Source organism: Bacillus swezeyi (assembly GCF_030908325.1).
Lineage (GTDB): Bacteria > Bacillota > Bacilli > Bacillales > Bacillaceae > Bacillus > Bacillus swezeyi.
In genome coordinates this window covers 3,672,966-3,694,155 of sequence record NZ_CP133085.1, presented here as the reverse complement: position 1 = coordinate 3,694,155, position 21,190 = coordinate 3,672,966, and the positions used below count along the sequence as shown (strand labels likewise).

22 protein-coding genes and 1 riboswitch are annotated in these 21,190 nt (G+C 46.4%); of the genes, 15 read left to right on the top strand and 7 right to left on the bottom strand.

From position 1 onward, the window contains the following. The first annotated feature begins 56 nt into the window (after positions 1–56). From RBH91_RS18480 to RBH91_RS18465, 4 genes are read left to right on the top strand one after another with little or no spacing between them, the layout of a single operon-like run. Positions 57–1,055 (top strand): LacI family DNA-binding transcriptional regulator, encoded by a 999-nt coding sequence (locus tag RBH91_RS18480; protein WP_307892473.1) that lies wholly within the window; start codon positions 57–59, stop codon positions 1,053–1,055. Positions 1,056–1,114: 59 nt separating this feature from the next. Further along, complete coding sequence (locus tag RBH91_RS18475; RefSeq protein ID WP_307892472.1) at positions 1,115–2,578, top strand: tagaturonate reductase; 1,464 nt, start codon at positions 1,115–1,117, stop codon at positions 2,576–2,578. After that, complete coding sequence (locus tag RBH91_RS18470) at positions 2,578–4,068, top strand: UxaA family hydrolase (protein ID WP_307892471.1); 1,491 nt, start codon at positions 2,578–2,580, stop codon at positions 4,066–4,068. The genes RBH91_RS18475 and RBH91_RS18470 overlap by 1 nt, the downstream gene beginning before the upstream one ends. 14 nt (positions 4,069–4,082) lie before the next feature. Continuing rightward, positions 4,083–5,393 carry a glycoside hydrolase family 28 protein gene (locus RBH91_RS18465; protein ID WP_307892470.1) on the top strand — a complete coding sequence of 437 codons (1,311 nt, stop codon included), beginning with the start codon at positions 4,083–4,085 and terminating at the stop codon, positions 5,391–5,393. 35 nt (positions 5,394–5,428) lie between these two features. Here RBH91_RS18465 and RBH91_RS18460 read toward each other — a convergent pair whose 3' ends face one another. From RBH91_RS18460 to RBH91_RS18450, 3 genes are all read right to left on the bottom strand, one after another. Then, positions 5,429–6,220 carry an SDR family NAD(P)-dependent oxidoreductase gene (locus RBH91_RS18460; RefSeq protein ID WP_307892469.1) on the bottom strand — a complete coding sequence of 264 codons (792 nt, stop codon included), beginning with the start codon at positions 6,218–6,220 and terminating at the stop codon, positions 5,429–5,431. A gap of 185 nt (positions 6,221–6,405) precedes the next feature. Then, positions 6,406–6,639 (bottom strand): FCD domain-containing protein, encoded by a 234-nt coding sequence (locus RBH91_RS18455; protein ID WP_307892468.1) that lies wholly within the window; start codon positions 6,637–6,639, stop codon positions 6,406–6,408. 54 nt (positions 6,640–6,693) lie between these two features. Continuing rightward, entirely contained in the window at positions 6,694–6,840 is a 147-nt protein-coding gene (locus RBH91_RS18450) for a GntR family transcriptional regulator (RefSeq protein WP_307892467.1), read from the bottom strand. 171 nt (positions 6,841–7,011) lie between these two features. Continuing rightward, positions 7,012–7,179: riboswitch (cobalamin riboswitch) on the top strand. A 114-nt stretch (positions 7,180–7,293) separates the two neighbouring features. Between RBH91_RS18450 and RBH91_RS18445 the strand changes: the two genes are divergently transcribed. From RBH91_RS18445 to RBH91_RS18395, 11 genes are all read left to right on the top strand, one after another. After that, positions 7,294–8,244, top strand: a complete 951-nt coding sequence (locus RBH91_RS18445; protein WP_307892466.1) for an ABC transporter substrate-binding protein — start codon at positions 7,294–7,296, stop codon at positions 8,242–8,244. Continuing rightward, complete coding sequence (locus tag RBH91_RS18440) at positions 8,207–9,280, top strand: FecCD family ABC transporter permease (RefSeq protein WP_076760769.1); 1,074 nt, start codon at positions 8,207–8,209, stop codon at positions 9,278–9,280. The genes RBH91_RS18445 and RBH91_RS18440 overlap by 38 nt, the downstream gene beginning before the upstream one ends. Next, positions 9,264–10,652 (top strand): ABC transporter ATP-binding protein, encoded by a 1,389-nt coding sequence (locus tag RBH91_RS18435; protein ID WP_307892465.1) that lies wholly within the window; start codon positions 9,264–9,266, stop codon positions 10,650–10,652. Before RBH91_RS18440 ends, RBH91_RS18435 begins: the two co-directional genes overlap by 17 nt. Continuing rightward, on the top strand, positions 10,649–11,218 hold the full coding sequence (locus tag RBH91_RS18430; RefSeq protein WP_076760767.1) for a cob(I)yrinic acid a,c-diamide adenosyltransferase: 570 nt from the start codon (positions 10,649–10,651) through the stop codon (positions 11,216–11,218). Before RBH91_RS18435 ends, RBH91_RS18430 begins: the two co-directional genes overlap by 4 nt. Positions 11,219–11,335: 117 nt before the next feature. Beyond that, positions 11,336–12,289: a pectinesterase family protein gene (locus RBH91_RS18425; protein ID WP_307892464.1), complete on the top strand. Its 954-nt coding sequence runs from the start codon at positions 11,336–11,338 to the stop codon at positions 12,287–12,289. Between the two features lie 170 nt (positions 12,290–12,459). After that, the gene (locus tag RBH91_RS18420) at positions 12,460–12,849 is read left to right on the top strand and encodes a protein liaI (protein WP_307892463.1); all 390 of its coding nucleotides are present in this window, start codon (positions 12,460–12,462) and stop codon (positions 12,847–12,849) included. A 19-nt stretch (positions 12,850–12,868) separates the two neighbouring features. Further along, the gene (liaH, locus tag RBH91_RS18415) at positions 12,869–13,552 is read left to right on the top strand and encodes a stress responsive protein LiaH (RefSeq protein WP_307892462.1); all 684 of its coding nucleotides are present in this window, start codon (positions 12,869–12,871) and stop codon (positions 13,550–13,552) included. A 105-nt stretch (positions 13,553–13,657) separates the two neighbouring features. After that, positions 13,658–14,518: a LiaG family protein gene (gene liaG / locus RBH91_RS18410; protein WP_307892461.1), complete on the top strand. Its 861-nt coding sequence runs from the start codon at positions 13,658–13,660 to the stop codon at positions 14,516–14,518. Positions 14,519–14,548: 30 nt separating this feature from the next. Beyond that, on the top strand, positions 14,549–15,280 hold the full coding sequence (gene liaF, locus RBH91_RS18405) for a cell wall-active antibiotics response protein LiaF (protein WP_307892460.1): 732 nt from the start codon (positions 14,549–14,551) through the stop codon (positions 15,278–15,280). Beyond that, complete coding sequence (liaS, locus tag RBH91_RS18400) at positions 15,277–16,365, top strand: two-component system sensor histidine kinase LiaS (RefSeq protein WP_076760761.1); 1,089 nt, start codon at positions 15,277–15,279, stop codon at positions 16,363–16,365. Before liaF ends, liaS begins: the two co-directional genes overlap by 4 nt. Further along, a complete protein-coding gene (locus RBH91_RS18395; RefSeq protein WP_076760760.1) occupies positions 16,343–16,978 on the top strand; it encodes a two-component system response regulator LiaR in 636 nt (211 codons plus the stop codon). The genes liaS and RBH91_RS18395 overlap by 23 nt, the downstream gene beginning before the upstream one ends. A 36-nt stretch (positions 16,979–17,014) precedes the next feature. Here RBH91_RS18395 and RBH91_RS18390 read toward each other — a convergent pair whose 3' ends face one another. Genes RBH91_RS18390 through RBH91_RS18375 form a run of 4 tightly spaced genes read right to left on the bottom strand, consistent with a single transcriptional unit; the run spans position 17,015 to position 21,081 of the window. Continuing rightward, complete coding sequence (locus RBH91_RS18390; RefSeq protein WP_307892459.1) at positions 17,015–17,407, bottom strand: hypothetical protein; 393 nt, start codon at positions 17,405–17,407, stop codon at positions 17,015–17,017. A gap of 44 nt (positions 17,408–17,451) precedes the next feature. Continuing rightward, entirely contained in the window at positions 17,452–18,573 is a 1,122-nt protein-coding gene (locus tag RBH91_RS18385) for a Ger(x)C family spore germination protein (protein WP_076760758.1), read from the bottom strand. After that, on the bottom strand, positions 18,570–19,670 hold the full coding sequence (locus tag RBH91_RS18380) for an endospore germination permease (RefSeq protein ID WP_076760757.1): 1,101 nt from the start codon (positions 19,668–19,670) through the stop codon (positions 18,570–18,572). Before RBH91_RS18380 ends, RBH91_RS18385 begins: the two co-directional genes overlap by 4 nt. Next, complete coding sequence (locus RBH91_RS18375) at positions 19,639–21,081, bottom strand: spore germination protein (RefSeq protein WP_307892458.1); 1,443 nt, start codon at positions 21,079–21,081, stop codon at positions 19,639–19,641. Before RBH91_RS18375 ends, RBH91_RS18380 begins: the two co-directional genes overlap by 32 nt. Positions 21,082–21,190 lie beyond the last annotated feature (109 nt).

Below are 21,190 nucleotides of genomic sequence, written 5' to 3'. Positions count from 1 at the left end.
GCTCATGTTATGGTAAACTGATGGTATCAACAGCAGGAAAAGGCGGGTTAAAAACAATGTCAGTAACGATTAAAGATATTGCCAGGCTGGCGAATGTATCACACACCACAGTATCCAGAGCGCTGAATAACAGTCCGCTGATTAAAGAAAAAACGAAGCGGAAAATACTCGATATCGCAGCCGAAATGAATTATAAACCGAATTTCAATGCGAAAAGCCTTGTCGCGCAAAAGTCGTTTACGATCGGCTTGTTTTTGACAAGTCTGACAGACGGAACGTCTTCGAGCTTTTTTGCAGATGTTCTGCGCGGTGTCAACAAAGTGATCGATGAAAACTATAATATGTTTGTCAGGGGGATCGACGACTACCATGATTTGTCCTCCATTCACCGCAACCGTTATGACGGCATCATTTTAATCAGTCAAAGCGAACGGGATCAGGCATTTCTTGATCATGTGCTCAAGCAAGGCATCCCGGTTGTCGTACTGAACAGAAAAATTCAGGGGCAGTCTGTCATTAATATATTGGCCAATGAAAATGAAGGGGCTTACCTTGCAGCTTCACATTTCATCGAAAACGGCCATAATCGGATGGCGATGGTTCAAGGAAAAGAAGGTTTCAAGTCTTCCCAGGAAAGAAAAGCGGGTTTTCTCCATGCGCTTCGCGCCCACGGCCTTCCCGTTCAGAGCGAATATCTCATCCGCGGCGACTATACGATGAAAAGCGGATACAGTGCAGTTGAAGCATTGCTGCGGCTGAAAAATCCTCCGACAGCTTTGTTTTGTGCCAATGATGATATGGCGATTGGAGCGATGAACGCCCTTTATGCAAATGGAAAGCGCTGTCCTGACGATATGTCGATTATCGGTTTTGATGATATTGGTTTTTCGGCCTATACAACACCGTCTTTGACAACCATTAAAAAACCGACTGAAAAAATCAGCGTGCTTGGAGCAGAGAGCTTGTTGTCCCTGATCGAAAATCCGCTTGCTGAATGCAGGCAAACGCTGATCAGCACAGAGCTGATCGTTCGGAATTCCGTCAGGAAATTGTAGCATCTTCATTGATGCGCCGCAAAATGTTAACGTGTGCAATCAAGAAGGAGGGGACTTAGTTGGAGAGATTGTCCAAACGTATAAGGTGTAAGCCGACATATCCCGAACGGATTTTGCAAATCGGGGAAGGAAATTTTATGAGGGGATTTATTGACTGGCAGATTCATAGATTGAATGAAGAAACAGATTTTAACGGCAGCGCCGTCGTCGTTCCTCCGCGCCGCGGTTCAGTGCAGGCTTTGAATGAACAGGATGGGCTTTATACGCTTTATCTGGAAGGCCGTCAGGAAGGACGAGAAATTCGTGAATCCGTTGTCATTACATCGATCAGCAGGGGGGTCAGCAGCTATGAGCATTATGATGAATTTATGGCTGTTGCCGATCTTCCGGATTTGCGGTTCGTCTTTTCAAATACGACTGAGGCAGGCATCGTTTTTCTGCAAGAGGACCGGCTTCATGACCGTCCGCAGAAGAGTTTTCCAGGAAAACTGACCGCTCTTTTATACAGAAGGTACCGCACGTTTGACGGAAGTGAGGAAAAGGGTCTCGTGATTCTTCCGTGTGAACTGCTTGAGGACAACGGCAAAAAACTGAAAGAGATTGTGTTGCAATATGCAGAACTGTGGGAGCTGGAGAAAGGGTTCATGGATTGGCTTGAACGGGCAAATGTGTTTTGCAATACGCTTGTAGACAGGATTGTGCCGGGCTTTCCGAAAAAGAATGCCCATCAGCTTGAGAAGGCCGCGGGGTACCGCGATTCCCTGATCGTGACAGCCGAGCCGTACCATTTGTTTGTCATTGACGGACCGGATTGGCTTCAGGATGAGCTGCCATTTCAACAAGCCGGTCTGAATGTTGAATTTGTCCATGATGTTGCGCCGTACAGGGTGCGAAAGGTTAGGATATTAAACGGCGCTCATACCGCAATGACGCCTATTGCTTATTTGGCGGGGCTTGATACAGTTCGTGAGGCGGCTGAAGACGAGCTTGTCGGAGCATTCATTCAAGAGCTGATCGAACATGAGGTGATCCCGACGATTGATTTGCCTGCGGCTCAGCTGCATTCTTATATGAAGGAAATTCTGGACCGGTTTAAAAATCCGTTTATCCGTCATCAATTAATTGATATTTCCCTGAATTCGTTTGCGAAGTTTAGAATTAGAAACTTGCCCGTTTTAACGGAGTCCGTCAAACAAACCGGCAAGCTTCCTGCAAGAACCGTATTTGCTTTAAGCGCTTTAATTTATTTTTATCAAGGCAAACGCGGTGATGAAGACATTCCGCTGTCTGACGATGCGGAGACATTGGCATTCCTGCAAGGGCTTTGGGCGGATGAAGCAGATGTCGCAAAAATCGCACGCCGTGTCCTTCAATCTGAAAAACTATGGGGGCAGAATCTGAATGAATGGCCAGGCTTAACAGATAGAGTGGCAGAATATTTAGGGAGCATCAAACAAGCCGGTATGAAAGAAGCGCTGAAAAACATGATGAAAAGCCAAATGGCTGAGCTGGGGGATATATAATGAAAGACTGCTTGATCATCAATCCTGCAGATAACGTCGGAATCGCGTTAAGAGATGTAAAGACAGGCGAAACGATCGCCGCGGGAGAACAGACGATTCTCATCAAGGGGACGATCATGAAAGGCCATAAGTTTGCATTAAAGGACATCGCCAAACATGAAAATATCGTCAAATACGGTTTTCCGATCGGGCACGCTACGGAAGCCATTCAAAAGGGAGAATGGGTGCACACGAACAATGTGAAAACGAATTTGGGCGGTGTTGAAGAATACAGCTACAAACCGAGATTTACAGAAAATCCATATGAAAAAGAGCCGCTCACGTTTAAAGGCTTTAAACGAAAGGACGGCAAAACAGGAATCAGAAACGAGCTATGGATCGTACCGACGGTCGGCTGTGTAAATGGCGTCGCAGAGTTAATCATTAAAGAATTTAAGGCTGAGATCGGCGACATCGCTCCATTTGAAAGTGTTCACGTATTAAAGCATCAGTACGGCTGTTCACAGCTTGGTGATGATCATATCAATACGAGAACGATTTTAGCGAATGCCGTCAAACACCCAAATGCCGGCGGCGTGCTTGTGCTGGGCCTCGGCTGTGAAAACAACAGCATTCACGAATTCCGGGAAGCACTCGGGGATTATGATCATGACCGGGTGAAATTTCTTCTTTCCCAAGAGGTCTCAGACGAGGTCACCGAGGGTGTCAAACTGTTAAAAGAAATTTACGAACATGCACAGTTTGACAAACGAGAGGATGCACCGCTTTCAGAATTAAAGATTGGATTGAAATGCGGCGGTTCTGACGGTTTTTCGGGTATCACAGCGAATCCGCTGCTCGGCAGGCTGTCCGACTTTCTGATCGCCCAAGGCGGAACGGCGGTTTTGACGGAAGTGCCTGAAATGTTTGGAGCGGAAACGCTGCTTATGGAGCGGGCTGAAAACGAAGAAGTATTTCATAAAATCGTCCGTTTGATCAATGAGTTTAAACAGTATTTTATCGACCACCGTCAGCCGGTTTATGAAAATCCGTCTCCCGGAAATAAAGAGGGGGGGATTACCACATTGGAGGATAAGTCGCTCGGCTGCACGCAAAAAGCCGGCACTTCAAAGGTAACGGATGTGCTTGACTACGGTGAGATTTTGAAAAAGAAAGGGCTGAACTTGCTGAGTGCGCCGGGCAATGACCTTGTCGCTTCATCTGCGCTGGCTGCCGCAGGATGTCAAATCGTCCTGTTTACGACAGGCAGGGGCACGCCTTTTGGCACGTTTGTGCCGACGATGAAAATGTCGACAAATACAAACATGTATGAAACGAAGCGCCATTGGATCGACTTTAATGCAGGCAGGGTGCTCGAAGACCTTTCTGAAGAGGGCATTCTGAAGGAACTGATCGATTTTCTGCTTGAAGTGGCAAGCGGCAAACAGCTGAACAATGAAAAAAACGATTTCAGAGAACTGGCAATCTTTAAAACAGGCGTCACATTGTAAGGAGGGAGTCAGACTTGACTCTGAATAGAAAAAAAGAGGAGATCTTAAGGCAGATCACCGTTCCCGTTTTTCCAAACCGCCATTTTGATGTCACTGAGTTCGGAGCGGATGCCAGCGGTAAGGCGGATTCAACGGCGGCAATTCAGCAGGCGATCGATGAAGCTTATCAAGCAGGCGGCGGAACAGCGATTGTGCCAAAAGGCGTGTTTCGTTCCGGAGCGCTCAGGCTGAAAAGCAATGTAGAACTGCATATCGAACAGGGAGCCGCCATCAAGTTCAGCCCAAATCCGGACGATTACCTTCCCGTTGTTCTCACGAGATTTGAAGGAGTTGAACTTTATAATTATTCACCGCTTATCTATGCTTACGAAGCCGAAAATATTGCGCTGACAGGCAAAGGAACGCTGGACGGCCAAGGGGATGAAGAGCATTGGTGGCCGTGGAAGCGGGGAACAAACGGCCAGCCTTCACAGGAAAAAGACCGCGATGCCCTCTTTGAGATGGCGGAGCGGAATGTGCCGGTTGAAGAGCGGCGGTTTGGAAAAGGCCATTATTTAAGGCCGAACTTTATTCAGCCGTACCGCTGCCAAAATATTTTGATCAAGGATGTTACCGTGCTGAATTCGCCGATGTGGCAGGTTCATCCCGTGCTTTGCGAGAATGTGACCGTAGACGGCGTCAAGGTGGTCGGACATGGGCCCAACACCGATGGAGTCAATCCCGAATCGTGCAAAAATGTGGTGATTAAGCATTGCCATTTTGATAATGGCGACGATTGTATTGCCGTCAAATCAGGAAGAAATGCCGATGGCCGGAGGATCAACATACCGGCGGAAAACATCGTCATTGAGAATAATGAAATGAAAGACGGCCACGGAGGCGTAACGATTGGCAGCGAAATTTCGGGCGGTGTAAAAAACATATTTGCCGAAGGCAATCTCATGGACAGTCCGAATCTGGACAGGGCTCTCCGCATTAAAACGAATTCAGTGCGCGGAGGCATTCTCGAAAACATTTATTTTTACAAAAACGTTGTAAAAAGCCTGAAACGGGAAGTGATTGCCATTGATATGGAATATGAAGAAGGAGATGCCGGAAACTTTAAACCGGTCGTCCGCGACATTGAAGTGGATCAGCTGAAAAGCACCGGCGGACAATACGGAATTCGGGTTTTGGCATATGACCATTCACCGGTTACCGGGCTGAAGGTGACCGATTCTAAGATTGACGGCGTCGAGATTCCGATGGAATTGAAGAATGTGAAAGATCCTGTTTTTTTAAATCTTTATATTAACGGGAAGCGCTATGATTCATCTGAACAATAAACAGAAATCCTCTGCCGATAAGCAGAGGATTTTTGTTAGATAGAGCGGATAATCCCGCCTTCCACCCTTTGAGCCGAGCCATTGATGGCCGCAGCTTTCCCAGAGGCGAGATAGACGATTGTGCTGGCCACTTCTTCCGGTTTAGCATAGCGCTGAATTAAAGAAGTCGGCTCATTCACTTTGAAATAATCTTTGACAAATGTGTCTAAATCGGTTTCCTCCGCAGCGGCTGCCCCTTCCATATAATTGGCGACGCCTTCGGTCCAGGTAGGCCCCGGAAGAACCGAATTGACGGTCACATTTGTCCCTTTTGTCATTTCCGCCAAACCTCTTGATAAACTGATCAAAGCGGTTTTCGTCATGGAATAAGGAATCATCTGTGGTAGCGGCTTGATGCCGGCTTCACTCGCCAAATTAAGAATCCTTCCTTCGTTCCGCTTCAGCATGTTCGGCAAAAAGGCGCGGCAAAGGCGGACGGCGCTTAAGACGTTCACTTCAAAATATTTGAGCCACTCTTCGTCTGTGACATCCGCAAATTCCTTCACTTCGAAAAACCCCATGTTGTTGACGAGAACATCAAGCTCCCCGATTTGTTCGGCTTTTTCTGCGAATGTCCGGCTTTCTTTTGGGGCAGATAAATCAGCGGCGATTCCGTGAACAGTCCCATATCGGGAAAGCTCCTCAACAACGGACTGGACTTTCTCTTCCGTCCGTCCGTTTACGATCACCTCTGCACCTTCGGCAAGAAAGGCTTCGGCCGTCGCTTTTCCTATCCCTGCCGTAGAACCTGTGACTAAAACGAGTTTGTTTTGCAGTTTCAAATCCATCTAAAATCAATCCTTGTTAAAAGTGTATGATGAAAAAGCGTCCAATACCAGTATAGCGCAGCCGGACGGTGTGGTCGAAAATCGTGCTTCAGAAAGGTTGGCAAGCCTATTGTTCTCTTTCTTTTAATGCTTTATGAATATCATCCATCGGACGGAGCCCATTTTTTTCATGACTTCAGCCGCCTTTAGCGGATCGTTTTTTCGAATGCGGCAGCCATTTCCCATATTGCCATTTTGGACTGGCGGAATGATTGAAAAAGAAGAACGGCTGAAAACTGAAGGATGTACGGATTTTTGGATGTTTCTGTAATCAGATTGTGAAACTGTTCGTCAAGCCCTGCCGCATCATGCTTCCTTCCCTCTTTGAGTACATCTTCATATTCGGCTGCAATTGAATTCGGCTCTGGATAAATCTTCACGCGCCAAGAGCGTTGCCGCCAAGACCTGGAGCTGAGCGAACGGCGGATAGATCGTCAGCGCATGATCGTAATTTTTGTTTTAACAAAGCCTTGAGATTCCAAAAGCAGGAGTGCTTCCCTGACAGGGGTGCGGCTGACGCCGATCGCTTCGGCGGGATCGAAGTCTGTGACTTTTTCGACGGGGCTCAAGCGTCCCGTCAACAATCCAGCGCTTGATTGAATTTGCTGAAAGACTGATTTGAGAAGTGAAATTTTTCGGTATCGGCTATGCGATATATCGTAATTGCTATTGCGAATTCGTTTGAAAACACCCTTTTTCAAATCTCGTATACAAGCCTGATCCGATTATAGTATAATAATTCAGAAATTAGGATACGAATGAGTCAGAAAGGTGCTGCTTCCTGGAAGCAGCTTAAAAGGGGAAGCCGGTGAAAACCCGGCGCGGTCCCGCCGCTGTCATTGGGAGCGAACCGGATGCTAAACAAGCGCCTGAAAGCGATGATCAAGAGCCAGAATGCCTGCCTGGATGATGACGCGCGTAGTCTGCGAGGACAGATGCGGTGTAAGCGATGTGCACATTTTTTGTCCGTTCATTGTTTGCTGCATCTTTACTGAGTAGAGATGTTTTTTATTTTATCCCGAGGAGGAAGCAAGATGAAGAAGTTTGCAGGTTTGTTGCTTTCACTGCTTTTGGCCGCTGGTGTCCTGGCCGGCTGCGGATCAGCGGAAGCGCCGGCACAGCAGCAAAAACAGGAAAAAACAACTGAAGCGTTTCCGGCTGAAGTAAAGGATGCTTCAGGAAAAGAAATCAAGATTGAAAAAGAACCGCAGAAAATTGTCTCTTTGATGCCGAGCAATACCGAGATTACATATGCCCTCGGCCTGGGCAAAAAAGTCGTCGGTGTGACGGATTTTGATACATATCCAAAAGAAGTGAAGGATGTTGAAAAAATTGGCGGCATGGAATTTAATACGGAAAAAATTATCTCACTAAATCCCGATCTGGTACTGGCCCATGCTTCATCGATGCAGAGTGCTGAAGAAGGGTTGAAACAGCTGCGCGATGCCGGGATTCCGGTGGTAACGGTCAATGATGCGACGTCCTTTGAGGAAACGTACCAGTCGATCAATATGATTGGAGAGGCGACCGGTGCGAAGCAGGAGGCCGGAGACCTTGTGAAGAGCATGAAATCAGATCTTGCCGCTATTAAAGAAAAAGCTGAAAGGATTTCTGAAAGCGAGCAAAAAAAGGTATTTGTCGAAGTTTCTCCCGCCCCTGACATTTATACGACCGGAAAAGGCACCTTCATGAATGAAATGCTGGAAGCGATCCATGCGAAAAATGCCGCTTCAGAACAGGAAGGCTGGGCCAAGATGACAGAGGAATCGATCGTCAAGCTGAATCCTGATGTGATCGTGACAACAAACGGCGCCACATCTGTCGACGAGATCAAAAAACGTAGCGGCTGGAGCAATGTAAAAGCAATTCAAAATAACGAAGTATACGACGTGGATCCTGACCTTGTGACCCGTCCGGGACCGCGGCTGATCAAAGGGGTCGAAGAGCTTGCGGAAAACATTTACCCTGACGTTTTTAAGAAATAACCGCTTTGCGGCATATCTCGCCAGTTTGATATTTTTGTCGGCCTCTATTCTTATGGGAATCTCTATCGGATCTTTGGAGATTCCCATTCCTTCTATTATCAAGGTTTTTTTGCATGAATTGTTCGGTATTCAAGGGATAGAGCCTGATCCGACAGAAGCGAACATCATTATGAAAATCAGGCTTCCGAGGGTGATTTTGGCTGCGCTCGTCGGTGCGGCGCTGGCTGCGGCGGGCGCCGGATTTCAGGGGCTTTTGAAAAACCCGCTCGCAGATCCATATACGCTGGGCATTTCATCGGGAGCGGCCGTGGGAGCCGTCGTTACTCTGTTTTTCGGAATTCAGCTCCCGGTTATCGGAAGTTTCACACTTCCGTTTCTGAGTGTCGCCGCAGCTGTTGCCGTGATTTTTATGGTTTTGCTGTTTGCCCGGCTCGTCCACCCGTCACTGACGCTGTCTGCATTGATTTTAACCGGGATTATCTTCAGTTCTTTTTTGGGTGCGCTTATTTCTTTAATGATTGCACTGACGGGCGATGATTTAAAACCGATCGTTCATTGGCTGCTTGGCAGCGTGTCGATGAGAGGCTGGAGCTATATTTTTCTGTTTTTGCCGTTTTTTCTGTGCGGAATTGTCGGTTTATTGCTGAATGCAAGAGAATTAAATGTGATGACATATGGAGAGGCAAAAGCCAAGCTGCTCGGCGTCAATGTGGAATCGAGAAAGATCGCCGTACTCATCTCCGGATCTGTTTTAACCGGGGCAGCCGTTGCTGTATCGGGCACGATCGGATTTGTCGGTCTTGTTGTTCCCCACATCATCCGCCTGATATGGGGAACAGATCACAGACATTTGCTGCCGCTTTCCATCCTCAACGGCGCCGGATTTCTGGTGCTTGCTGATTTGACGGCACGTACGATTATCGAGCCGTCTGAACTGCCGATCGGGATCATAACAGCCTTAATAGGAGCGCCGGTATTCGGATTTATTTTGATTCGCCGGCAGCGTGGAGGAATTCACAATGTTGGACGTTCGTAATCTTTCAGGTGGATACGGCCGGAAAGATATCGTGAAACACATCAATTTTTCAGTTGCAAAAGGAGAATTTTTCGGGATCATCGGTCCGAATGGAAGCGGGAAAACGACGCTTTTGCGTTTGATCAACGGAACGCTGAAACAGGCGGAGGGTTCGATACATTTAGCCGGAAAACGGCTGGAGTCGTATTCACCTAAAGCTTTGGCTAGACTGGCGGCTACGCTTCCTCAAAAAACGGATCAGGCTTTTAGCTTTTCCGTCAAAGAAACGGTTTTATTTGGCCGCTACCCATATCAAAAAGGCATATTCAGACAATCTGCCGAGCGCGACGAAGAGATTGCAAGAAAAGTGATGGAGGAGACGGGGGTCATTCAGTTTGCCGATCACGCGATTCATGAACTGAGCGGGGGAGAGCAGCAGCGCGTTTACTTGGCTCAGGCCTTGGCCCAAGAGCCTGATATTCTGCTTCTGGATGAACCGACTAATTTTTTAGATTTATCCTATCAAAAGCAGCTCCTCGATCTGATCAAGTCACTGTCGATTGAGAAGGGCCTTGCAGTTGTTTCTGTATTTCACGACTTAAACATTGCAAGCTTATACTGCGACAGGCTTCTGATGATGAAAAACGGCGGGGTTGAAGCGCTGCACACGACGGATGAAGTGATTCAAGAGCAAAAGGTGAATGAAGTCTATGAGACAACGGTCAAGCATTTATTTCATCGGGAACGGTCAAGGCCGCAGATCATGATTGAGCCCGAAAGAGCCGAAAAAACAGATGAAGCAGTTCCATTTGCATTACTTATTGAAGCGCGTTCTGAGGGCCTCTTCTTGGAGACAGAGCGGCCGCTTAAAGTACTGGCCTCTTCTCAGATCGGAGCCGGTATCGGCTGGAAAAGGACATTGATCAGCCGTTATGCATCCAAAGAGGAGCAGCCTGGTCACCTGTGCGATTTTCTCGCTGCAAAAGGAATCAACCTTTCTTCAGCCTGTGCCGCATTGACGGCGGTAAAACCTGAACAGGCGGTTTTTCGGTCACTTTCTATAGGAGCTGTTTCTCTTTTTACCGCGGTAATGGCATGTCCGGACGAAGAAGGCATTACCGTTTGGGTGATGGTGAACGGAAAGCTGTCGGAAAAGGCATTGGTCCAGGCTTTAGTAACCGTTTCGGAAGCAAAAGCCGCCGCGCTCGCAGAAGAGCAGACAGCCGGCCGGCCGCTTCCGGCAGTACATCACACAGACAGTGTACTGATTGCCGCTGACGGAAGCGGCGCCGAATTTGACGGCGCTTTAAAAACGGAGCCGCTTGGCTCTTTGATCAGCCAAAGCGTTTATGATTGCATAAAAGAAGCGATGAGAAAGGGGAGCGAACAGTGAAGCTGTACACGAAAACAGGTGATAAAGGGAAGACACATGTCATCGGCGGCCGTGTTGATAAAGATGATGCCCGTGTCGAATGCTATGGAACGATCGATGAACTGAACAGTTTCATCGGCATTGTGCTTGCCGAACTTGAAGACGGCGAACGTTTCAGTGATGTCAAAAGCGAGCTTTTCAAGATTCAGCATGAGCTGTTTGACTGTGGCAGCGATTTGGCTTACATCTCTCCAAAAGGGAATGCCAAGCTGAAGGAAGAAGCCGTTGCATTTTTGGAAGAGCGAATTGATATATACAGTGAGGAAGCGCCTGAGCTTGAAAAGTTCATTCTTCCGGGCGGCTCCAAGGCCGCGGCATATATGCACGCTGCCAGAACCGTTGCGCGCCGTGCGGAGCGTCTGACGGTGGCACTGATGAAAAAAGCGGAAATTCGCGATGTGCCGCTCCGCTATTTAAACAGGCTGTCAGATTATTTGTTTGCCGCTGCCAGGGTCATTAATTTCAGATTGAACATCAAAGATGTTGAATATGAAAGAAGCGCCATTGTTTTTAAAAGTAAACGGTAGGCTGCTGATTCCCTGCAATTTTGTCGATCTATTACATCAAGCTGTTTTCCGGCAGGGGAAAACGGCTTTTTGTCGTAATTTTAAGTAAGCGCTTTCAACAAAAAAGGGGGAATACGGATGATCAATCGCGAAAAAGCCGCGGTCAGGCTGACGGTGTCAAAAGATGGGGATGGCGAATTTAAAACCGTTCAGGAGGCTGTCGATGCTTTGCCGGAGTACAGTCATGAAAAAAAGGAGATTTTGATTAAGAAAGGCATTTATAAAGAAGTGGTTCGGATTCCTGCGACAAAGCCGTTTGTCAAGCTGATTGGCGAAAACAAAAACGACACCGTCATTACTTATGACAATTATGCGGGGAAAGAAAAGGAAGGGGGAGGTAGGTACGGAACGAGCGGAAGCGCCAGTGTGTTTATTTATGCGGATGATTTTGAAGCGGAAAACCTGACATTTGAAAATTCGTTTGACCGAACGAAAGTAGATACGACTGGAACTCAGGCAGTGGCGGTCTATGCGAAGGGAAACCGAATGATTTTTAAACATTCCAGATTTATCGGCAGGCAGGATACACTATTTGTTAATGATGGCGCACAATATTTTGATCAATGCTATATAGAAGGGGATGTCGATTTTATTTTTGGAGGAGCGAGAGCGGTTTTTGAAAACTGCCGGATTCATAGCGCAGATCGCGGCTCCGCCACCAATAACGGCTATGTGACAGCCGCCAGTACCCAAATAACGAAACCGTTCGGCTTTTTCATCACAAATTGCAGGCTGACAAGCGATGCAGCTGACGGGACGGTTTATCTCGGCCGTCCGTGGCATCCGGGAGGAGACCCTGACGCCATCGCCAGCGTTTTATATCATAATTGTTCTCTCGGCGCTCACATTCAACCTGAAGGGTGGACGGATATGTCGGGCTTCTCGGCTGCCGATGCCAGATTGTATGAATATCGGAATACGGGGCCGGGGGCGGTTTTTCATGAGGCGAGAAGACAGATGTCAGATCAGGAGGCGGAAAACTGGACCATTGAAAATGTTCTGGACGGCTGGAATCCGAAAATTGAACAATAGCTCACCAAACAATGAAGACCGCTCTTTCTCAGTAAAGAGCGGTCTTCATTGATTTGGCGGTCTTATCCGCCCTACGACTCTGGTCTTACAATAAAATCAATCTGTGACTCGTTTTGTCGAAGCCTGAAATTGACTATAGTGAATACATGAACAAGAAAGGAGGAGCAAGCATGAAGATAAATGGAAAATCAGTCATCGGCTTTTTTCTGATCCTGTTTGGCATCTCGCTGTTTTTCGGGGGAGGCCATTTTGGCGGATTGATCACAGGCGCAATTGGAGCTGTGCTTATCTATTACGGCATTAAAAAGTGGAAAGAAGGCCGTCAGTTTGCCGCTGTCATCCTGACCATCATCGGCATCATGTTTTTGGGAGGATCTCTTCCTTTTCTGATCGGCATCGCACTTGCCGCCGCCATGGTTTATTTCGGCTGGAAGATGATGAAGCAAGATGGAAAACAAGAAGAAAGCATCTATTATTCAGAGAAAACCGAGCCTTCCGCTGCATCATATGATACCGGCTTTGATGCGGAGTGGGAAGACTTTTTGAAAAAGAATAAATAAACACAGGGAGGAATCAATCATGCCGTTCAAAAGAATAAGAGACATGTTTGTTGCATCAGTTAATGAAGGATTGGATAAAATTGAAAACCCGCGGGTGATGCTGAATCAATACGTACGCGATATGGAAAGCGATATTGCAAAGGCCAAGCATACGATTGTCAAACAGCAGACGATTGAACAAAGTTTCAAAGGGAAGCATGAGGAGGCTGAAAAACTGGCCGTCAAACGCAGAAACCAGGCACAGCTTGCTTTTGATGCTGGTGAAGAAGAGCTTGCCAAAAAGGCTCTTTCCGAAATGAAGTATTTTGAAGAAAAAGCATCGGAATATCAAGAAGCTTATCAGCATGCGAAAAAGCAGCTTGCTGAATTAAAAGAGCAGCTGCAAACGCTCGAAGTCAAATTGCGTGACATAAAAGACAGAAAACATGCATTAATCGCACGGGCTAACGCGGTAAAAGCAAAAGAACATATGAATGCTTCCTTTAATAAAATCGATAACGAAAGCGCGTACCGCGAGTTTATGAGAATGGAAACCCGGATTGAAGAAATGGAAGCTAAGGTGAACAGCTATGCTGAAATATCCGCGGGATCAGGGAGCTCATACAGCCGTCTTGAATATGCGAAAGAGGTCGAAGAAGAGCTCGAAAAAATGCGCACTCAAAAGGTCGGCTTGGAAAAACAAACATCAGCCGGAAATGAATAATCAGAAAGGGGCTTAACGGGCCCCTTCTGCAATTTTTAATTTCTTTCAAAGGAAACTTTCCTTATAATAAGGAGCATACACTTACTTGGCGAAAGGATTAAACACATGAAAAAAACGTTAGGAAAACTGCTGATCATCGCTGGCATTGTGATTCTCGCCTGCTTCATTTATGATGGTGTGCGCGGTTTTTCATTCATTGGCTTCAATCAAGAATCAGCCCATACAGCCAGCGCTTCACCGAAGAAGGTCAACAAAATCGACATCAGTGCAAAAAGCATAACGGTAAACATCAAAGCTGAACAGCGTGATGATATAGATGCTGAGCTGTCAGGCAATGCCCGCCTTGAATCATCAGAAAAGGGAGATACCCTTCAGCTGTCCGTACACCCGAAGCCTTTCCAGTTCTTCTTTTTTCAAAAAAATGAACTGATTGTCAGAATCCCTTATGAATACAAAGATGACCTGTCGATCACATCAGGAAGCGGGAATGTGAACATATCAGGCGGTCATTTGCATTTAAAAAAGGTAGCCTTAAGCTCGGGAAGCGGCAGCCAAAAAGTGAATCAGCTCCAGGCGGAACAGCTTGAGGTCAAAGGGACATCGGGAAATATTCGCTTGAAAGACGTCCGCACAGCGGAGGCGGACATTCGCTCAACATCAGGAAATACAAAGCTTGAAGATGTGACCGGGAAGCTTAACATCAAGCAGACTTCAGGCAATTTGAAGGCTTCTTTTTCAGCGCTCAATGACCCATTGAGCATCAAGCAGACATCGGGAAATGCGAAACTCGATCTGCCCGACGATGCAGACATCAGCCTTGAAGCCGTATCGACAAGCGGAAACATCAGCTATTCTTATTCCTTTGATCAAATCAGCAGTGAAAAACGAACACTGACTGGAAAAAACGGAAATGGTCAAAATAAAATTGATATCTCGTTGACAAGCGGGAATGTATCAATTGAATAAACGACAAAAAGAAAGGGGGCCGGAGTCAGCATGCGTCTAACAAAAAACCAATTGATCGGACTCGTCATCGTTCTGTTCGGTATCAGCATATTTTTTCAAAACAGCGGGCTTGGAGACGTCTTATTCTGGCCGCTCGCTTTTCTTTTTGCCGGGTATTTGCTTCATAAATATTCACGCCGCTGGCTCGGGTCTGTGATGTTTATTTTTGCGGGCTTCCTGGTTCTGAAAGATATCTTCAGCATTACATTCAGCCTGTTCGGCTTCTTTTTTGCCGCTTTCCTCATTTATGCAGGCTACAGGCTTGTCACAAACCAGCCGGTTTTCGACCGCAGTAAACCTAAAGAACGCGGGAAAGATAAGGCCGTCTCAGAACCGTTTCAGAAAAAAACGAGCGCCGGTCAGCACAGCTTTTTTTTCGGTGATGTGAAATTGATGAAAAAACCTTTTGATTTAAATGATTTAAACATATCCGGATTCATCGGAGACGTAAAAATCGATTTGTCAAAAGCGATCATTTCAGATGAGGAAAATACAATCGTCATCACCGGGCTGATCGGTGATGTTGATATTTACATTCCGTCTGATCTTGACGTCTCCATCAGCTCTTCGGCGTTTATCGGCGACATTGACATTATCGGCGACCGGAAAAGCGGCATCGGCAACCAAATCTATACCGAGTCAGAGAATTACGAACAATCGGCAAGACGGGTTAAAATTTCGATTTCCCTGTTTATCGGTGATGTGGATGTGCGGTTTATATGAAAACGAACAGGCTTGCAAACATTCAGTGGCGCGCCGTCCGTTTGTCCTTGGGTGTCAGCTTTACGATTTTGATTGCTGTATTGGGCTTCATGCTGTTCTATTATCAGCTCGATCCGCGGGTGCTCATCGCCTCGAGATGGTTCGGAATCCCGTTTATCGTGCTCCTAGTGTCGATCAGTGCAGCCGTAGGGTTCGGTTCTGGCTATATGTTTGGCAATCAGCTGAAAAAACGGCTTGAAAAGCTGATCGAATCGATTTTAAAATACGAAAACGGCAATTTTGCTTACCGGATTCCATCGCTTGGAGATGATGAGATCGGACTCGCCGCCGATCAGCTCAATGAAATGGCGGAGCGGATCGAAAGGCAGGTCGCTTCTCTTCAAAAGCTGTCAAATGAAAGGGCGGAATGGCAGGAGCAAATGAAAAAATCCGTTGTCTCCGAAGAACGCCAACGCCTGGCCCGGGAACTGCATGATGCGGTAAGCCAGCAGCTGTTTGCCATTTCCATGATGACATCGGCGGTTCTTGAAGGAATCAATGCTTCGGCTGATGAAAAACTTGCGCAAAGGCTGAAAATGGTGGAAAAAATGGCCGCCGATGCACAGAATGAGATGAGAGCGCTGCTTTTGCACCTGAGACCGGTCACGCTTGAAGGGAAAGGTTTAAAAGAAGGGCTGGCCGACCTCCTGAATGAGTTTAAAGCGAAACAGTCGATGGATATCGATTGGGAAATCGAGGATGCCGGAAGACTGCCAAAGGGTGTCGAAGACCATCTGTTCAGAATCGTACAAGAAGCGCTTTCAAATGTATTCAGGCATTCAAAGGCGACAAAAGTATCTGTCAGACTGCTAATCAGGAACCGGCAGCTCCAGCTGAAGGTGATTGATAATGGAGATGGATTTAAGATGGATGCCGTAAAAACGTCATCATACGGGCTGAATTCTATTAAAGAAAGAGCCAGCGAAGTCGGCGGTGTGGCGGAAATTATTTCATTTGCGGGAAAAGGAACACAAGTTGATGTAAAGGTTCCGATCTTTGATCAAGGAAAAGGAGAGACTGAAGGTGATTCGAGTACTGTTAATTGATGATCATGAAATGGTGAGGATGGGGCTGGCTGCTTTTTTGGAATCGCAGCCTGATATTGAGGTGATCGGTGAAGCTTCAGACGGCAGGCGCGGTGTTGAACTGGCTGTTGAAACCAAGCCGGATGTCATCTTGATGGATCTTGTAATGGAAGGAATGGATGGCATTGAGGCGACAAAGGAAATCTGCCGGGAGCTTGCCGATCCGAAAATCATCGTGCTGACGAGCTTTATTGATGATGACAAGGTCTATCCGGTGATAGAAGCCGGGGCGCTCAGCTATTTGCTGAAAACATCGAAAGCCAGTGAAATCGCCGATGCGATCAGGGCTGCGAGCGTGGGAGAACCAAAGCTTGAAGCAAAGGTGGCGGGTAAGGTATTATCAAAGCTGAGACATTCATCCGGGGATCTGCCTCTACATGAATCATTGACGGCAAGAGAATTGGAAATCCTCAAGCTTGTGGCAGAAGGAAAAACAAACAAGGGTATTGCGGAAGAATTATTTATCACGATTAAAACCGTCAAAACCCATGTGACGAACATCCTGTCCAAGCTTGAAGTCGATGACCGTACACAAGCCGCCGTATATGCGCATCGAAACAAGCTTGTTCAGTGACGGAAACAAAAAACAGCTTTCCTATGAAAGCCGTTTTCAACCGTTCCAATATTTTCGGTCATCAGCTGCGGGCAGAGTGAAAGAGTCGGCATCAATGGTTCGGTCGGGTTCTTGTGCGTTTTGGTTCTCTTCGTGTTCAGCTTCGTTTTGGGCCGTTATGCTGGCGTTTTGATCAATGAGATCGAGATTTTCGGCCAAAATGGCATTGTTTTTTTCCTGCAGCTCAATCAGTTTGCTGATGCCGAGCAAAATAAATCCGCCGATGATGCAAAAAGCCGGAGTGGAGAGATACGAACCGATCGTAAAGAACAGCATCGATTGTGAATCCTCCATATACGGATCAAATACGACATCATGAATCATAAAACAGGACAGAATGATTGCGGCCGCAATCAGGAAAATACCTGTTATCTGCAATATCCGCTTCATGCTAAATCACCCTTTCACTTCCATTTTATCAGAAAATTTGGCTCCTATCTTGCTTGTGTCGCTCCTTTTGTTCCAAAATCCTGAATGGTTGCATTGATATGATAGTCGATATCGGCTTCGCTGAAGTGTTTATCCCAATTGTGTTGATCTTTCTGCCAGCGCTTCGGATAGTTGATTCTGGCATAGTCCGAAAAATCGGTGATATCGACTTTTAAATCATGTTGTAAAAGGTCAATCAGCTGCCTGACGCGTTTTTCGATGTCTTTTTGGACCGACCGTTCAATTGCTCTAATGTAATTTGGATTAAAAGAATCTTCGCCTTTATACCAGTCTTCAGACAATCTCCCTTTAATATGTGAACGTACGGTAAATTTGTATTTGTCGTTTTCTCTCGTGATATGAACGCGATGAGTGATTGAAAACACTTCGTATGAAAACAAATGTCCTTGATGTCTTGATTCTATGACCCCGCCGTTCACTTTTCCCATCAATAAATTCAATGCTTCTATTTGAGCTGAAGAAATATTTGCATATGGCTTGTTGTTTTTTAGAATGGCCCCGCCTTCCAACTGAAGCTGCCCCTTTTCTTCGACAGCCCTCGGCATGATAAAAGACATGCCTTTCTGCATTTTAATTGAAATATCGCCCAATGTGACGGGTTTAAGCAATTTGATCGTTGACGCCCTGTTTTGTGCGATGCTATGGATTGCTTCTGATGCAGGATCACCTGCATCATCTATCTTCAAAAGGCGTCCGGCCGGCCCCGGCGCCATATAGACTTCACTGCTCCTTCTAATGCTGTTATCCCGGATAAACTGATTGATTAAGGCATCCAAAGAAATGTCAGATGCAAGATCTTCCGAGAAAATAATGACGTGCAGATGCTGTGAGAAGACCGGGAAGTTTTTCAAAGCAGTCGAACGAATCGTTTGATGAACCGTATTTCCGGATGTGGCCACGATTTTGGTCGGATCTTGGGCGCTTCCGTTCTGGCCGATCTTTTTCGGAACGAGAAACTGATACGTCATCTTCACTTTTTTATCATCTTCTCCTTTATCCATCGCAAGGCCGATCGCAATGCTGAGCTCTTCGATCTGCCTGCTGTCCCAGCAGCCTGTCAAAAGGAGAAGAAGGGACAGCGCCGCTAGTATTCCTTTTTTTTTCACGAAGCTTTAAACCTCCTTTTAGCCGACACGAGCAAAAAGATCAGGATCGGGAGCACGCAGAACACGACGATGAAGACATAGCCTAAAAAATCGCTGTAAACCAAGACTTCATTGGTGTCTTGCGGCAAGAGAGAGGCCATGTAAGCAAGGGCGCCGATGAGCAACACGTTTTTTTTGACGGGCCAGCCGAAAACATTTTCAAGCCCTGAAGCGGCAAAGTATGTATAGACGACAAAGGTGGTGAAAAATTGGATCGTCCAGATGACGAGCAAAAACGATTCGAACCTTTCAATAAAAATGCCTCTGATTTCAAACGATTGAAACAATGAGATCGTCGGCCAGGTCATCGTCATCACTTCTGACGCGGTCAGAGCGCCGACAACGACGACAAAAGTTAAAATATATAAAGTAAGCGGGATCCCAAAACCGATGGCGGCAGCTTTGAACAGCTTTTCTTTATTTTTAACGTATTTAGGCAGAAACAACATGAGCTCCACGCCTAAAAATGAAATGGAGACAACCGTCAAAGCGCTTGTGATTGAGCCAACCCCGAGGCCGAGGAGAGGCCTTAAATTGTTGACTTGAAACATATTCATACTTAAGCCGTAAACGACAAGCAGAATCACGAGCGTAATCGAGAGGAAAAACGGGAAAATCTTCGACATGTCGCTGATTCCACCGACGACCATATAGATCGCGCAAATCACAAAAGCAAAAATCGTCACGCCCATCGGTGTAAATTGAAGCAGAAAAAATTTAACCATCTCGGCCATCGCCCGTGCTTCAAAACTTGCCACTCCCAAGAAGTATAAACTGATGCACAGGTTCAAAATGTTCCCGATCACTAAGCCGCAGCCCTCTTTCGTATAATCAAAAAAAGAAAGAACATTGTGCTTTTTGACGATTTTGGCGTTCATATAGATAATCAAAATAAAAACAAGTCCTTCAACGATCAAAACGATCCATCCGTCTGGTGAGAGCGTTTTCTGCGTCAGTGCCCTGGGAAGGGTCAGCAGCCCTGCCCCCAGCATCGTACTGGTAATAATCGCAGCTGCTTCATACGTGCTAATCCGATCGAGCTGATTTTTCTGCATCATTTTGCTGATTCACCTCACGATTCTTTGTCGGCAAACGAATGATCGCCTCATCTGAATGTTTTAAGCTGAAAAAGTGATTAGGGTTAAAATACGGGTTGCCAAAGCTTCGCTGCCTGACTAAATGGGTGAAAATCACGAGCATGAATAAAATAATCCCGTACAGTCCGAACACAGCGGCGACAACCATGGAAATAAACCGCAGCACCCGAAACGACAGCCCCATGCCGTATTGAGGAACTGTAAAAGAAGCAAGGGCGATAACACTGACGATAATCACCATGACAGAGCTGACAATATTGGCTTCCACAGCTGCCTGGCCGATGACAACGCCCCCGACCAAGCCGATCGTCTGGCCGAGCGGATTAGGGAGCCTCAAACCGGCTTCCCTCAGAAGCTCAATCGTGATTTCCATAATCAGTGCTTCAAGAAGCGGAGGAAACGGAACTTCCTCCCGTGTACTCGCAATTGTGACAGCCAGGGCAGTCGGCAGCATCCCTTGATGAAACGAAACAAGCGAAATATAAAATGCCGACAAGAACAGAGTGATGAAGATCGAGCTGAACCGCAGAAATCTGATCAGAGTCGAGGCGATCCACCTCTCATAATAATCATCAGGGGACTGCATCACCATTCCAAAGGAGGCCGGCACAATCAGGGCAAAGGGGGAATAATCGACAAAGATGGCGATCCGCCCGTTGAACAGCGCTGACGAAACTTTATCAGGCCGTTCTGTGTTTTGAATCTGCGGAAAGGGTGAAAACTGATTATCTTCAATCAGCTCTTCAAGCACCCCAGAATCTTGAATATCGTCCAGCTGCACTTTTTTCAGACGCTTTTTCAGGTCTGATATAATCGATTCATCTGCTTTGCCGTCAATGTATAAAATGGTGGCATTTTTAAGCTTGCTTTTTCCGATCGGAAGCTTCTCGACTGTCAGGTCCTGATCTGGCACACGCTGCCTGACGAGCGCCACATTTGTATCCACATCCTCAATAAAACCGATTTTCGGTCCTCTGACGACATTTTCTGTATTCACCTCTCCAAGGCTTCTCTTCTTTTTTTCAAATGTCGGCAGCGCAAAAACGGTATTCATGCCATTAATGAAAAGCAAACACTTTCCTTGAAAAATGGTGTTTATCGCGTCCCTTACCTTGTGAATGGGCTCAGCATTCAGTTTGTTTAAGCGAAGGCGCACATCTTCCAATGAGAGAGAGCTTTCATCCGTGCACAGCGTTTTGGCTGCTTTCTGTATTTTGGCATCATCATTTAAATCACGAAAATATAAAAAATAAAAAATGACTCCGTTTTTCAGCATTTTTTTATTTTGAACGAGATCGTCGTTGTGCTCGAGGCGGGGGAGGAGCAAAGCGAGATTTTCATGGATATGGTCCTTAAATTCTGACTGACTCATGGTGATCACCTGCCTTGGCATTTCTAAATATGGATATAGGTTATCTTTTCCTGTTAAAAAAACAATATACTGTGTTACATTAGTGTTTGGCGAAATTTTCATTGAACAG